The organism is Bradyrhizobium sp. USDA 241 (assembly GCF_049739505.1).
Lineage (GTDB): Bacteria > Pseudomonadota > Alphaproteobacteria > Rhizobiales > Xanthobacteraceae > Bradyrhizobium > Bradyrhizobium liaoningense.
In genome coordinates this window covers 19837-33880 of sequence record NZ_JBMGPZ010000007.1, presented here as the reverse complement: position 1 = coordinate 33880, position 14044 = coordinate 19837, and the positions used below count along the sequence as shown (strand labels likewise).

Annotated in this window: 8 protein-coding genes and 6 pseudogenes; 7 read left to right on the top strand and 7 right to left on the bottom strand. The window is 60.5% G+C overall.

Features of this window, described 5'->3' with window-relative positions; genetic code table 11:
* Positions 1-1063: 1063 nt before the first annotated feature.
* Positions 1064-2604 (bottom strand): annotated as a pseudogene (gene tnpC, locus ABIF91_RS44350) (IS66 family transposase).
* A gap of 87 nt (positions 2605-2691) precedes the next feature.
* Between tnpC and ABIF91_RS44345 the strand changes: the two are divergent.
* The gene (locus ABIF91_RS44345) at positions 2692-3849 is read left to right on the top strand and encodes a medium chain dehydrogenase/reductase family protein (protein ID WP_081494981.1); all 1158 of its coding nucleotides are present in this window, start codon (positions 2692-2694) and stop codon (positions 3847-3849) included.
* Positions 3850-4000: 151 nt separating this feature from the next.
* Here the strand turns inward: ABIF91_RS44345 and ABIF91_RS44340 are convergent.
* Positions 4001-4227: pseudogene (locus ABIF91_RS44340) on the bottom strand (ISNCY family transposase); the annotation flags it as partial.
* Between the two features lie 161 nt (positions 4228-4388).
* Here ABIF91_RS44340 and ABIF91_RS44335 point away from each other — a divergent pair.
* Positions 4389-5945 carry an ISL3 family transposase gene (locus tag ABIF91_RS44335; protein ID WP_284278433.1) on the top strand — a complete coding sequence of 519 codons (1557 nt, stop codon included), beginning with the start codon at positions 4389-4391 and terminating at the stop codon, positions 5943-5945.
* A 42-nt stretch (positions 5946-5987) separates the two neighbouring features.
* Positions 5988-7052 (top strand): IS630-like element ISRj1 family transposase, encoded by a 1065-nt coding sequence (locus ABIF91_RS44330; RefSeq protein WP_026192128.1) that lies wholly within the window; start codon positions 5988-5990, stop codon positions 7050-7052.
* Here the strand turns inward: ABIF91_RS44330 and ABIF91_RS44325 are convergent.
* Positions 7043-7814, bottom strand: a pseudogene (locus ABIF91_RS44325) (IS5 family transposase). The gene ABIF91_RS44330 and the pseudogene ABIF91_RS44325 overlap by 10 nt on opposite strands.
* A gap of 64 nt (positions 7815-7878) precedes the next feature.
* Between ABIF91_RS44325 and ABIF91_RS44320 the strand changes: the two are divergent.
* The 3 genes and pseudogenes from ABIF91_RS44320 (at position 7879) to ABIF91_RS44310 (ending at position 9849) form a co-directional block, all read left to right on the top strand.
* On the top strand, positions 7879-8319 hold the full coding sequence (locus ABIF91_RS44320) for a hypothetical protein (protein WP_424579892.1): 441 nt from the start codon (positions 7879-7881) through the stop codon (positions 8317-8319).
* A gap of 3 nt (positions 8320-8322) precedes the next feature.
* Positions 8323-9180, top strand: a complete 858-nt coding sequence (locus tag ABIF91_RS44315) for an ATP-binding protein (RefSeq protein ID WP_348522389.1) — start codon at positions 8323-8325, stop codon at positions 9178-9180.
* Positions 9087-9849 (top strand): annotated as a pseudogene (locus tag ABIF91_RS44310) (IS6 family transposase). Before ABIF91_RS44315 ends, ABIF91_RS44310 begins: the two are co-directional and overlap by 94 nt.
* Before the next feature lie 60 nt (positions 9850-9909).
* Here ABIF91_RS44310 and ABIF91_RS44305 read toward each other — a convergent pair.
* Positions 9910-10904: pseudogene (locus ABIF91_RS44305) on the bottom strand (IS630 family transposase).
* 175 nt (positions 10905-11079) lie between these two features.
* Here ABIF91_RS44305 and ABIF91_RS44300 point away from each other — a divergent pair.
* A complete protein-coding gene (locus ABIF91_RS44300; protein WP_424579890.1) occupies positions 11080-11604 on the top strand; it encodes a hypothetical protein in 525 nt (174 codons plus the stop codon).
* Here ABIF91_RS44300 and ABIF91_RS44295 read toward each other — a convergent pair.
* The 3 genes and pseudogenes from ABIF91_RS44295 to ABIF91_RS44285 all read right to left on the bottom strand — a co-directional run.
* Positions 11544-11801: a short-chain fatty acyl-CoA regulator family protein gene (locus tag ABIF91_RS44295; protein WP_225006026.1), complete on the bottom strand. Its 258-nt coding sequence runs from the start codon at positions 11799-11801 to the stop codon at positions 11544-11546. The two genes, ABIF91_RS44300 and ABIF91_RS44295, sit on opposite strands and share 61 nt — an antisense overlap.
* A gap of 1121 nt (positions 11802-12922) precedes the next feature.
* Positions 12923-13561, bottom strand: coding sequence for a hypothetical protein (locus tag ABIF91_RS44290; RefSeq protein WP_035680285.1), 639 nt, complete (start codon positions 13559-13561; stop codon positions 12923-12925).
* Positions 13562-13792: 231 nt separating this feature from the next.
* Positions 13793-13997 (bottom strand): annotated as a pseudogene (locus ABIF91_RS44285) (IS3 family transposase); the annotation flags it as partial.
* Between the last annotated feature and the right edge of the window lie 47 nt (positions 13998-14044).

Genomic DNA, 14044 nt, shown 5'->3' with positions numbered 1-14044 from the left:
CTGCCAGACACAGGTAGGCGATCTCTGACAACATCGCGCGCTTGATTTTCAGATGCAGCAGCACTGGCAAACAAGTGCCGGGGTGTCATTCCATAAGATCACCCATGTCCGAACTTCGATTTCCTGTTCGTCCGCAATTGCTCTGTTGCTAGCTTCAACGGCTGCTTGCACCAATATCACTGGGTCAGCTTACAAAGCGTCCGCATTGCTTTAGCTTAACTCCAGGGCAGCACAGCGATCTCACAGATCGTCCGCCAGCGCCTGGGTGAGTCCGATTGGTCCAACTGGCATTAGCTTCAACTATGCCAACGTATAGCTTTCGAAGGAGCGGTTCCTCTGTCACTCTTTTTGAGTGCGATGCATAGCTGAGGACAGGCGAGGTCGTCGCTATGAGACGTCCTCGAAGTTGTCCAAACGATTGCGCCACTCTGATTGGGACTGTACGCCATTCCAGAACGCCGAGATTGCAGACAACGCTTGGCAAGATGCTCAGCACGGAAAGGCAGGCACAAGTCTGGGCGCCAACTCTCCTCCACGCATGAAACCGACGCTAAGAAATTGGATTGAAGTTGACTCTCCGTTCTCCTCCCTGGACCAAACGAGAAGACGAATTGCTGCGCGAGCTTGTTGATGCAGGCTCACCCGTGAAATCCATTTGCGAAACGCTTAACAGGTCCGAGCCAGAGCTTCGTAGCCGCGGCTACTGCATTGGCCTACCAAGGAAATGGTTTAAGCGAACAGCCGCCATCTGACGCGGAGGCGGCGGTTATAGGTAATTCTATTGAACCGGCCTCTCAGTAGCGGCAGATCTCCGAGGCCGCGTTGTCTATATCGGCCACGACCTCATGGATGAGGGTGCGCACAATCCGCTTCTTGAGGCGAGCATCCGTCGTCGGCGCAGCCCAGACCGTTTTGAGGTTCGAGACCAGAACGCCGAGCGAGGCTGCTGCGGCTGGGACGCATCTATCCGGGCAAGACGACGTGGGGACCAGCCCATATGAGATGGCTGACATCGCAGAAACCCGAGCATCGCGAGCAGCGCAGTAAGCGCTTAGCCGTCACCCTATGGACGCAGGCTTGACGCTTTGCGGAATCGCCACGGCATGAGGTCTTCGATTCTGCTATGGGGATGGCCATCGATAATGGCCTCGAGTGTTTCGGCGATGTAGGCGGCCGGGTTGACGTCGTTGAGCTTGCAGGTGGCGACGAGCGACGCAAGCAAGGCCCAATTTTCAGCTCCAACCTCATGCCCGGCGAAGAGAGCATTTTTTCTGGTCAGGCAGACTGGCCGGATGGCGTTCTCGACCGGGTTCGTGTCGAGCTCGAGGCGCCCGTCTTCGAGGAAGCGGGTCAGCCCCTGCCAGTGATTGAGCGCGTAGCGGATGTCCTCGGCGAGCGTCGAACCGCTGGAGATCATCGACAGCTGTTTCTCGAACCAAGGCTTTAACGCGGCGATCATGGGCAGCGAGTGCTCCCTACGCGCGGCCAGCCGGATGTCCGGCGATGAGCCGCGCACCATGGCTTCGATGGCGTAAAGCTGTGCGATGTGCCGAACGGCGGCCTCGGCGATCGGCGATTTGCTGTTACGGGCCAATTTGACGAAGCGCCGGCGCAAATGGCTCCAGCAATGCACGAGCGTCCACGGCCCTTGCGGTCGAGCGACTTCGGTTAGCCGGTCATAACCGTCATAGGCATCGCATTGCAGGAAGTGTCCGCAAAAGCCATCCAGGAACTGCTCCGCAAAGGCACCGCTGCGACCGGGGGCATATCGGAACAGCACGATCGGCGGACTTGGACCGCTGTGGCCGCGGTCGTCGGAGACGATCGCCTAGAAGTAGCCTTTCTTCGTTTGGCCACGCCCGGGATCGAGCACCGGCGCCGTGGTTTCGTCCATGAACAGACGATCCGCCATGGCTAGGCGGTGGCGCATGTGGTCCGCGATGGGCTGAAGATGGAAGCAGGCGCGGCCGGACCAGTTGCCCAGTGTCGCCCGATCAAGTCGGATGCCCTGGCGCGCATAGATCTCGGCCTGGCGGTAAAACGGCGTATGGTCGCCAAACTTGGAGACGATCACGTGCGCAATCGCCGCTTCGGTCGGCAGCCCGCTGGGCACGACGTGCTCCGGTGCGTGCGCCTGCACGACAGGGCCCGAGCAGTGGCGACAGATGTATTTCGGGCGGCGCGTGACCAACACCCGCCATTGCGCCGGGATCACGTCGAGGCGTTTGCTGACGTCCTCGCCGATCTTCGTCATGGCGCCGCAACCGCACGGACAGAGCGTGCTCGCAGGCTCGATGATCCGTTCCACCCGCGGCAAATGGGCAGGCAACAGCCGCGATTGCGATGAGAACCTTGATCCGGCACGCTCCGCGAGCGGCCCTTGATCACAGCCTCGGCTCTTTCCTGCGCCGCATCCAGAATGCCCTGCGCGATCTCCACGTCTTCCAACGGTAAGTGATACTGATCTGGCCGCAGCTTCTCGGACTTCGCGCCGAACTTTTCGCGGCGCAATTCGCCGAGGATGACCTCCAGCCGACGTCGGGCTTCTTCCGACGCCGCCAGCGCCCCCTGATGCTCGCTCAAGGCCGCCTGCGTTTGCGCCAAAAGCGCTTTCAGTTGTTCATTTTCGTCGCGCAGCTGCGGACTGGTGCCGTCCTTGCGCAGAATTACGAGATTGCAGGGAGATCACTCATGATAGAGCTGCGCAATCGAGTTGTTCAAGTCAGCAGCTTCGGTGATCCGGAGAGGCTGGAGGTGATCGACGCTCCCCTGCCGACAGCTGGTCGGGGAGAGGTGCGGGTCCGTGTAATCGCGTCAAGCCTCAATTACACCGAGGTGTTGATCAGGCGCCACCTATACCCGCAAACGATGCGCCTCCGCCCGCCGTTCGTAATGGGTTACGACGTCGTCGGGATAATCGATCAGCTCGGTGAGGACGTGCACGATTTTCAGATTGGCGACCGCGTGGCCGACATGACTGTGGTCGGGTCAAACGCCGATTATCGTACGCTTCGGGCGAACGACGTGGCCCGCGTGCCGATAGACGTAGACGCAGCGGAGGCGGCCACCCTGATCTTGAGCTGGACGACCGCGTACCAGCTTCTGCACCGCGCGGCCCGGGTGCAGCCAGGTCAGCGCGTGCTGGTGCACGGCGCCGCTGGCGCTGTCGGCCAGGCGCTGCTCATCCTTGGAAGGCTGGCCGGTCTCGAGCTGTGGGGTACCGTGCGCGGCGAGCACATGGTGCTCGTCCGAGAGCTGGGGGCAACGCCGATCGACTGCGAACATGAGGACTTCACGCGCGTCGTGTCGGGCGGATTCGACGTCGTCGTCGATGGAATTGGCGAAGACGGCTATCGCCGCTCATACGGAGCGCTCAAGCCAGGCGGCCTGCTCTGCGCCATCGGCTTCTCTGCGAGTGTGCAGGCACAGCGCGGCATGTTCCCCATCCTGATGGAGATTGCGCGCCTGTACCTGTGGAGGCTGTTGCCCAGCGGCAAGCGCGCTCGCTTTTACTCGGTCAATGCGATGCGGGCGCGACATCCGACCTGGTTCAAGGATGACTTGGAGCGGCTGTTCGGGCTTTTGGCAACTCGCGCCATCCGGCCGCGCGTCGCCGAGCGGATCTCCTTCAACGAGGTCACCGAGGCTCACCGCCGCCTCGAGGCGGGGGGTCTCGAGGGCAAGCTCGTGCTGTGTCCGGATCTCGCACCCCGATCCGTGAATGCCGCAACAGAAGCTCAGGGACGGCCGATTAGGCTCCATAGGCCGCCCAGCAGAACTGCACATAGAAAAACCGCTGTAGAGGCCCAGGGAATGTCCAGAGCGAACGTGATCCGCCCGATGTTGTAGGCAAACGCGGCAAATGCCAAACACCAGCGCCGAAAAGATGATATCAATCGGCTTGTGGTGATCGCGTAGGCCGACATTGGCCACGTAATAGCCTGTGCTGTCCGCCGTCAGGACCTGTGAGACGGGGAGGATTTCTGGTTCATCGTAGCCACCGTTTCAAGATGCCGCTGGCCCGCTTCACGCCGGTGGATATCTCATGGGAGAAGCGCTCGGCTTGCCCCACCACACGGCTCGTCGAGTTCAACAGCCGCGGTAGCCTTGCTTGAGCCTCTCGTGATTGAGCGGTCCTTTGGCACGCGCGGTTCGCGAGATATCGAGCAGGCGCAGTTTTACGCTTCGCGTTCGGTCGCGCCGTTTGGTTCCGGCCGCGACGACGATCAAACAACCCGCGCTCGCGCCGTCTCCGCAACCCCGGCCAGCTCCGACGCCGCGAGCGCTACCATCAAGACGCGCCGATCAAAGGGGTCCCCTTTGGGGTCTGACTCACATCTGATGATTTTGTCTGCCGAGTTTGCGGTTCTCCAACGGGGGAATCAGCCATGCGAGTCGGTATTCGAATCTCGTCGCTTGTGCCGAGTGGGTTGGTTATCGAGAGCGTAAGTGAGTCATCTGACTCGATTATTTTAGCCGTCCGATCCGAGGGCGATGCAGCCGGGTGCCCACTGTGCGGGGCGAGATCGCGCCGAAGCCATAGCCGATATGACAGACGAGTCGCGGATTTGCCGTGTTCCGGGAAGGAAATACGGCTCCGCGTGATCACGCGGCGCTTCGTTTGCGAGGTGCCTCAGTGTCGGCGACGGATTTTCGCTGAACGGTTCGGGGACGATATTCTCCCGACCCGGTCGCGCCGGACGGCACGGCTGGAATGTATCGTCCACCATCTGGGGCTGGCACTCGGCGGCAGACCAGCGGCGAGCTTCGCTAAACGGCTGATGCTGCCGGTCAGCAACGATACGTTGCTTCGGGTTGTCAGGCGACGAACCCGCCCGCGAACGGAGCCTCTGATCGTCGCCGGCATTGACGACTGGGCTTTTCGCAAGAACCATCGCTACGGAACAATCGTGTGCGATCTGGAGAGGCGGCGGATCGTAACCCTGCTTCCAGATCGCGAGATTGCAACGGTGCGGGCTTGGCTTTCCGACCATCCGGAGATCAGGGTCGTATCGCGCGACCGTGGCGGCGGCTACGGTGAGGCCGCGGCAAAGGCGCTGCCCGACGCCGTCCAGGTCGCCGACCGTTGGCACCTGATGGAGAACGCAAGCGCGGCCTTCCTCAACGCGGTGCGCCGTTCCATGCGGGTAATCCGCGCCGCAATCGGTGCGACGACGATCAATCCAAAACTGCTCACTTGCGCGGAAAGGCTGCAGTATGAAGGATATCTCCGGCGCAAGCAGACGAATGCCGCCATCATGGAGCTCGTCAGAGACGCTGTGCCACTCAAGGAGATTGTCCGTCGAACAGGACACAGCCGTAAACTCGTTCGCCAAGTCAGTCGCGGCGAGAGTACAGATGTCTTCCGGACCCGGCAAAGCACGCTCGATGCCCACTTGCCCTTTCTGGATGCGCAATGGAGCGAGGGCTGCCGTAACGGCGCAGAGCTCTGGCGTCGTTTGCAAGGGCAAGGCTTCCGAGGCTCCTTGCGTGTAGTCAGTGAGTGGACGACACGGCGACGACGGGCCGAGAAGGCGACCAATCAACAACTGCAAAACGTTCCATCCGCGAGAACAATCTCACGATTGATGACCACGGCGCGCGACAATCTCAGCAAAGCAGATACGATCACCATCGCCGCCATCGAGGCGCGCGTTCCCACACTCGTCGAAGCCCGCATGCTCGTCGAAAGCTTTCAGGCCATGGTACGCAAGAAGCTCTTCGCTGATCTCGATCCGTGGATCGCCACCGCCAGCTTGAGCCTGATCGCCTCTTTTGCGAGTGGCATCATCAGGGACAAAGCCGCCGTCCGTGCCGCCATCACCGAGCCTTGGTCCAATGGCCAGACAGAAGGGCAGATCACTAAACTAAAGCTCGTAAAACGCCAGATGTATGGACGGGCGAAGATCGACCTCCTGCAAGCCCGCTTGAAAGGCGCCATCTAGTACCCACTTTTCTTGGAACGTGAGTCGTGATTCAAGGTCGGGATGATACCCGAAGCAAGAGAAGTCCACCTTTCGAGGAAAGATCGCAAGGTGCTTGAGGCGTGCTGTCGCTCACCGGTGACGTTGCAGCGCGATTTGAAGCGGGCGCGGATAGTTCTGTTGGCGGCGGATGGGCGCAGCACCCGGTCGATCGCCAAGGAAGTTGGGGTCCAGCCGCGGATTGTCAGCCTTTGGCGGCATCGCTATGCCGACCATGGCCTTGAAGGGCTGCAAGACAAGCCGCGGCCTGGCAAGCAGCCGATCTATACGAAGACGACCGACAAGCGGATTCTGAAGCTGCTGGATAAGCCGCCACCGCAAGGGTTTGCGCGCTGGACCGGCCCCCTGCTGGCCGAGGCGCTGGGCGATGTCGATGTCCAATATGTCTGGCGGTTCCTGCGCAGCCACAAGATTGACCTGGTGGCTCGCAAGTCCTGGTGCGAGAGCAACGACCCGAACTTTACGGCCAAAGCCGCCGATGTTGTCGGCCTCTATGTCGCGCCGCCGGCGAAGGCCATTGTGCTGTGCGTGGACGAGAAGCCCTCGATCCAGGCTTTGGAGCGAGCGCAGGGTTATCTGAAGTTGCCCAATGGCCGCGCCTTGACCGGCCAAAGCCACGATTACAAGCGGCATGGCACCACAACATTGTTTGCGGCGCTCGAAGTCGCCACCGGAAAGATCATCGCGACCCATTCAAAACGCCGGCGCCGCGTCGAGTTTCTCGATTTCATGAACAGCGTCACCGCGGCTTTTCCGAACCGCAAGCTTCACGTCATCCTCGACAACCTCAACACCCATAAAAAGAACGAGGACTGGCTCAAGGCCCACCCCAACGTGCAATTTCATTTCACGCCGACAAGTGCGTCATGGCTCAATCAGGTCGAAGTATGGTTTTCCATCTTGCAGGGGCAGTCGCTCAGCGGCACCTCCTTCACGAGCCTCAAGCAGCTTCAGGAACACATCGATGCCTACGTCAACGCATACAACGACAGAGCCGAGCCCTTCGTCTGGACCAAGAAAAAGGTCCGTCAACGCCGTTTCAAAGGCCGCCGTATCACTCAGCTCTGATTCCGGGTACTAGTGTCTGCCATATCGCGTGCCTTACGGGCGAGCTTGTCATATCGCGTGGCGATGCGCCGGAAGTCCTTGAGCCTGCAAAAGCAGCGTTCGATGACATTTCGTCCTTTGTAGGCGCGTTTGTTGAAGCGATGGATGACGACACGGTTAGATTTATTGGGGATTACGGGCTTGGCGCCACGACGAATGATTTCGCCGCGAAGCTTGTCGCCATCATACCCTTTGTCGGCGAGGAGCACGCTCATGGGTGGCGCGAGCGCCAGGACATCGGGAGCCGCAGCGATATCGGCATCCTGGCCTGGAGTCAGATGCAGGACGACCGGCCGGCAGAGCGGATCGCTCAGCGCATGGATTTTTGTCGTGCGGCCTCCGCGCGAGCGGCCGATTGCTTGATTGTGCTCCCCCCTTTTCCGCCGGAGGCACACCGGTGAGCTTTAATCGAGGTCGAGTCGAGCGACAGTACGACGCCGTCTTCGCCAGGCTTGGCCAGCGCTTCGAAGATTGCGCACCATCGTCCTCGCTTGGCCCAGCGATTGAAGCGATTGTAGATCGTCGTGTAAGGGCCGTATTCACGTGGACAATCACGCCATCGTGCACCGATTGCAGCATGTGAATGATGCCGCTGACGATGCGTCGGTCGTCGTCCCGATCCGCCCCGTCAGTCCCCTCGGCAGATGCGGTTCGATACGCGCCCATTGCCTGTCGTTCAGCCAAAACAAACCAGCGCGCATTCTCTCGCCCCCGAATCAACACGTAGGCAAGAGAATCACGTGGCGCTATTTAGGTACAGACCCTAGTGTCTGCCATATCGCGTGCCTTGGAAAGGAAGCGCAGCAAGGTTAATTCAGATCATCTCGTCGCGCGGGTTAGGATAGAGGGAGTAACTCCGTTGGCTTGGCGGATTCGCCGGGACACGGATCTGCTGAAGGCGGAAGCGGACGACAGAGCCTCGGTCATTGGGACCTGCTGGGTTGAGAAGCTGGAGATCGTCTGCCGTCCGGCCGAGCGTTGGGAGGAGCCATCCGAGGATCCGCTCTTCGAGCTCCGCCGCGTGATCGAGGAGGACATACTCACCTCCGGCGCCTTCCAGAACGAACTCGTCGGCATGGCTCAGGAGATAAGAGCGCAGCTCCCGCCGGAAAGCCGCGACGCCTTCGGCGCCGACGAGGCGTCGTTCAGGGAGGCGCTCACGCGCCTGGTGCGTGACGGAGCGGAAAGCGTGATGGCGCGCCTTGAGCCTACCGGCGAGGGCGGCTGAGTCATGCGCCTGCGCCGCCTCGACCTCACCCGGTACGGGAAATTCACCGACCACAGCATCGATTTCGGCGAACGGCCCATCGATCAGCCGGACCTGCATGTCATCTACGGACCGAACGAAGCCGGCAAATCGACCGCCTTTACCGCGTTTCTCGACTTGTTGTTCGGAATCGCGACGCAGAGTCCGTTCGATTTCCTCCACCCCTATTCCACCATGCGGATTGGCGGAGCGCTGGAGTTCGGCGGTGAAACGCGGGAGTTCGCGCGCATCAAGCGGCCGCAGAACAGCCTGCTCGACGCCGATGATCGCCCTATCCCGGAAAGCGCAATTCGCGGCGAACTCGGCGGCATCGAGCGTGACGCCTATCGCACCATGTTCTCGCTCGACGACGAGACACTCGAGAAGGGCGGCGAAAGCATTCTGGCAAGTAAGGGCGATATCGGACAATTGCTGTTTTCTGCGAGTGCAGGCCTTTCTCATCTCAGCCAAAAGCTCATCGATCTCAAGGCCGAGGCAGATGGCTTCTACAAATTTCGGGCGCGCAGCGGCGCACTCGTGGATCTCAAGACGCGGCTTGCGGAGTTAAAGGCAGAGCGGGAGAAATTCGACACTCTGGCCTCGGATCACGCCCGGCTCGTTGAAAGCCTGGATCGGTCCAAGAAGCACTATGATGAGGCCGTCACCGAACGCACCCGCACTCGTGGACGCATCGACGAGGGTACCGTCAAGTTAACGAATTGGAGCGGCGGAGGGGGTAGACGAGCGGCATGCGGACTGCCAAGGCCCCTCTTTATCGCCGCCATAGCTTCTCGCCGGAAGTCATCAGCTATGCCGTTTGGTTGTATTTCCGGTTTCCCTTAAGCTTGCGCATAGTGGAGGAAATGCTGGCGGCGCGTGGCATTGGCGTGACCTATGAAACCGTGCGCCAGTGGGGACGGAAATTCGGCAAGCCGTTTCTCCGATCGGATCCGCCAGCGCGCTCCCGCTCGCGGTGACAAATGGCATCTGGACGAGGTCGTTATCTCGATCGCGGGCGAACAACATTGGCTCTGGCGCGCTGTCGACCAGAATGGCTTCGTTCTCGACGTCTTGATCCAGCGCCGAAGAGACTCGCGCGCTGCGCAGCGGCTCATGAAGAAGCTCTTGAAATCCGCCGGCACGCCGCCGCGCGTGATGATCACGGACAAACTCCGTTCGTACGGCGCTGCAAGGGCGAAGATGGGCTTTCACGTCGAACATGGCCAGCACAAAGCTCTCAACAATCGGGCCGATAATTCTCATCAGCCGACGCCGCGACGCGAGCGGATCATGAAGCGTTTCAAATCGTCCCGTCAGGCTCAACGGTTTCTGGCAGTTCACGATCAGGTCGCGAACCTTTTCCACATCCCCTATCCCGGAGCTGTCACCGCCGACTTCCGTCGTGCTTCGCGCGAGCGAGCCTTTGCGACTTGGCGCCAGATCTCCATGACAAGCGCTATCGCCGACTCTCGACCTCTGAGAATCCCCTCCTTCGGCTCGGCGGTCGATTAAGTTGACGATGCCGGTTCTCGTCTTCGTTGCGCCACGCGTCGATTGTCTCGGGCTGCCTAGCTAGTACCCGGAATCAGAGCTGAGTGATACGGCGGCCTTTGAAGCGGCGTGACGGACCTTTTTCTTGGTCCAGACGAAGGGCTCGGCTCTGTCGTTGTATGCGTTGACGTAGGCATCGATGTGTTCCTGAAGCTGCTTGAGGCTCGTGAAGGAGGTGCCGCTGAGCGACTGCCCCTGCAAGATGGAAAACCATACCTCGACCTGATTGAGCCAGGACGCACTTGTCGGCGTGAAATGAAATTGCACGTTGGGGTGGGCCTTAAGCCAGTCCTCGTTCTTCTTGTGGGTGTTGAGGTTGTCGAGGATGACGTGAAGCTGGCGGTTCGGAAAGGCCGCGGTGAGGCTGTCCATGAAATCGAGAAACTCGACGCGGCGACGGCGTTTTGAATGCGTTGCGATGATCTTTCCGGTGGCGACTTCGAGCGCCGCAAACAATGTTGTGGTGCCATGCCGCTTGTAATCGTGGCTCTGGCCGGTCAAGGCGCGGCCACTGGGCAACGTCAGATAACCTTGCGCTCGCTCCAAAGCCTGGATCGAAGGCTTCTCGTCCACGCATAGCACATAGCCTTCGCCGGCGGGGCGACGTAAAGGCCAACGACATCGGCGGCTTTGGCCGTAAAGGCTTTGGCCGTAAAGTTCGGGTCGTTGCCTTCGCACCAGGACTTGCGAGCTGCGAGGTCAATCTTGTGGCTGCGCAGGAACCGCCAGACATATTGGACGTCAACATCGTCCAGCGCCTCGGCCAGCAGAGGACCGGTCCAGCGCGCAAACCCGTGCGGCGGCGGCTTATCCAACAGCTTCAGAATCCGCTTGTCGGTCGTCTTCGTATAGATCGGCTGCTTGCCCGGCCGCGGCTTGTCTTGCAGCCCTTCAAGGCCATGGTCGGCATAGCGATGCCGCCAAAGGCTGACAATCCGCGGCTGGACCCCGACTTCCTTGGCGATCGACCGGGTACTGCGCCCATCCGCCGCCAACAGAACTATCCGCGCCCGCATCAAATCGCGCTGCAACGTCACCGGAGAGCGATAACACGCCTCAAGCACCTTGCGATCTTTCCTCGAAAGGTGGACTTCTCTTGCTTCGGGTATCATCCCGACCTTGAATCACGACTCACGATCTAAGAAAAGTGGGTACTAGCGCCGCGATTTTTGTGGCCGGATGGAGCGCGAAGTGGATCGATTGCCGGCCACGGCGGAACGATCCGGACCCGGATTGAGGAAGGCGTCCGTCCTTGGTCCAGCGGCGGCGCTCGTGCGACGTAACCCCAAGGATTTCTTCAACGACACGCGGATGCAGCCGTTCCTGTCGAAAGGCATCCAGCGCAGCATCGACCGCGGCAAGAAGATCGGAAAGCTCGTCGATGGCGTGCGGCGCGATGGTGTGCAGATCGCTTCGCCCTGGGTCGACGTCTTGACCGGCGGCGCCGAAGCAAACCGGCCACACGCCGCCGCGCCTCGATCGCTCTTCGCCGCGATCCGAGGGTCAGCTCTGCCGTGGGCCCGAACGTCAATGAGACGCCGTTTGAAGAATGCAAAACTGCGAGATAGCGGCTTCGGGTTGGAATCGCTCGACGTCATTGTAACAAAGGCTTCCGGAGACGTTCACAGTCTCCGCGGCACATTGCTGCGGTCAACTCACAGCGTAGGGCGCAAAGGCGCTGCGGTTTTCGTCGACTTGCAGGGCACGTCCGGCTGAGGGGAATGCCCGCTGCGGCAGGCAGGTCGTTCGCAGATCCGGCAGCCGCGTCCGATCGGAGTCGCCGCCGCGGGGTTACTGAGGTCCATGCCGTCCGAATAGACCAATCGACCGGCGTGGTGGAGGTCGCACCCGAGTGCGATAGCAAAGGTCTTTCGCGGAGGTTCAGCCGAGCCCCGCGGTCCGCAAAAGAGCATTTTCTGCCGCATGGATAGCGAGGCCTTCGCCCCGGAAAAGCCAGACCTCCTCACTCCGCCAGCCGTTCGGGTTGCTGGTTCTTGTGCTTCGGCCGCCTTGGGTGCGAGCGCTTCGCACTACCGGAAGAGCTATCCCGCCGCCGCTCGCGGTTTGCCGCTCCGTTAGCATCGGAAAGGAATTTCTCTCCAGCGAATGTCTTTCCGGACACGGAGCCTCCCGTGACCATCCGTAATCGCCCGGGGAGAAGAAGGGCCTCTTCGGTGCTAATGCTGGCGGGCAGAGCCGGTCTGCCCATTTCAGTACCGACAAGCATATTTTGATCCGGTGGGCCGCAGAGCAATCTGCGGCCCTTCCGTTTGTGGGTAGCGAGGGCTTCGCCGTGATCTAACGGCTGACGCTTGGCCGGCGTCGGGTTCCGGTTATTCGCCGATCGCGAACCGCGAACATACTGGGCGGAGCGGAAGGAGTTTTCCGAAAGTGGCGATCAATCACACCAAATACCCTAATCGACATCATTGGTCTTTTCGAGGCTTTTCGGCCTTGTGCACGCGCTACCCTGCCCTGCAGTCCATTGCGGGTCTCACCTGCTTTCGAGAAGCTGACGAGGCCGCGGTCCCGTAGCTGAGCGGCATTCGCACCGCCCAGCCTGTTCGTTCGCTAAACGTGGTCGGCCTGCCGCTATCGCAGACCGTGCCTTCGCCCGATCGTTCTCTTGCATGCCGAATCAGGCCCACGCCCGCATGACGCTGTAATTGATAAGCGGAGTCGATCAGCTTCTCTTTATAGCTCGCACGGAGACCGCCCTCCGTGGTATTATCGGGAACTCCGGCTCTGCCAGCTTCAACATCGAGCGGGACATCCCCCAACTCGTTGGCTTCCGCGAGAAAATGCCAGCAACGCAAGAAGGCCGCACTTTGCCGGCGCGGCCTTCTCGAAAACCTTCTGATCCAGCTATTCATTATTCAGCGGCGTCGGACATGGCGCCCATCATCGTTGCGGATGCGACCACGCAAAGCTCACCGCCTTGGGGTCCTTAGTGAAGATCAGGCGCGGACCATTCCAGCCGAAGGATACGCTTGTCAAGCGGGCATCTGGTGAGCACACGCTCAACGTGCGTCGCTCAGGTGAGATGCGGAGCCTTTTCGGCCTCGTCACCGCCCCAGCCGGCGTCCGCGATCGATGTGTCGATCAGCTCGCCGCGCAACAGCGCGAGCGGCGATTTGTAGTACAGCGCGACGTTGTGGAGGGGATCCGTCAGGACTTTGAAGACCCATACCAGCCCGGTCTGGCCGTCACGGGTGACGAAGAGCTGGATCATCCGAAAGAGGCCGCCGCCAATGCCTATAACGAGCCATACCGTGCCGACTTGCCGGATGAAGTCAAGCCGCCCGACAGGCGGATCGAACATGCCAAACGCCGGGAAGACGTAGAGTGCGAACGGCGCCAGGCCCCAGATTATCAAGAGCACAATCTTGCGCGTCTGGTTGTAGCCTACCTTGACCGCCTCCTTGTACTCGTTGCTGACTTTGTTCACGTTATCGTAGCCGTTCGGCTCGAAGAAGAAATGTCCGGTCTGCCGCGTCAGCATCGCAAGCCAGCCAACGAGGCCGGCCATTGCCGGGTCCTTGAACAAGAGCGCATAGCAACCGAGGAAGATGAAAGCGCTGATCAAATGCAGCGTCTGATTAACTCTGCTCCGGTGATAGTAACGGTAGTCATCCCACCGCAGGCTTCGCAGCATGTCTGACAAAGGGCTCATGATCAATCCTCGGTCATTTGACGATGTCGAAGCCATAAGCCGAGTCCGTGACAGATGCGTGAATGCATTATGATGTCGCATTGCAGCTTAATGAGGTGGCAAAGCCGAGCGCCAGGCGCACGCGAAAAGTCGGATGTTCGCGTTTCGGCTTGATATTGGTGACCAGGGCAGCCCAGTCGACCACGATCTCCTTTAACCGAATCAGACCCCTTGCAGACGGGGCGGGGCCATACGTTTTTTGAGCAGACGGTTTTCCAGGGTCAGATCGGCTACGGCCCAGGGCGGCGGCCTCCCGGCGGAGATCCTTCACCTCGCCGGAGGTCGCAGCTCGCGCCGTATCGCCCGCCAGGAGGCGCTTGCTGGCCTCGAGGAACTCCTTGGACCAGCCGTAATACATCGAGGCGGCAATGCCCTCGCGCCGACAGAGCTCGGAGAGGCACCGTCAAGTTAACGAATTGGAGCGGCCGAGGGGTAGACGACGGG

Coding starts and splice junctions, on each gene's coding strand:
- ABIF91_RS44315 (WP_348522389.1), top strand. CDS start 8,323: ATGCGCCTGCGCCGCCTCGACCTCACCCGGTACGGGAAATTCACCGAC.
- ABIF91_RS44290 (WP_035680285.1), bottom strand. CDS start 13,561: ATGAGCCCTTTGTCAGACATGCTGCGAAGCCTGCGGTGGGATGACTAC.
- ABIF91_RS44335 (WP_284278433.1), top strand. CDS start 4,389: ATGCGAGTCGGTATTCGAATCTCGTCGCTTGTGCCGAGTGGGTTGGTT.
- ABIF91_RS44345 (WP_081494981.1), top strand. CDS start 2,692: ATGATAGAGCTGCGCAATCGAGTTGTTCAAGTCAGCAGCTTCGGTGAT.
- ABIF91_RS44295 (WP_225006026.1), bottom strand. CDS start 11,801: ATGCTCTTTTGCGGACCGCGGGGCTCGGCTGAACCTCCGCGAAAGACC.
- ABIF91_RS44330 (WP_026192128.1), top strand. CDS start 5,988: ATGATACCCGAAGCAAGAGAAGTCCACCTTTCGAGGAAAGATCGCAAG.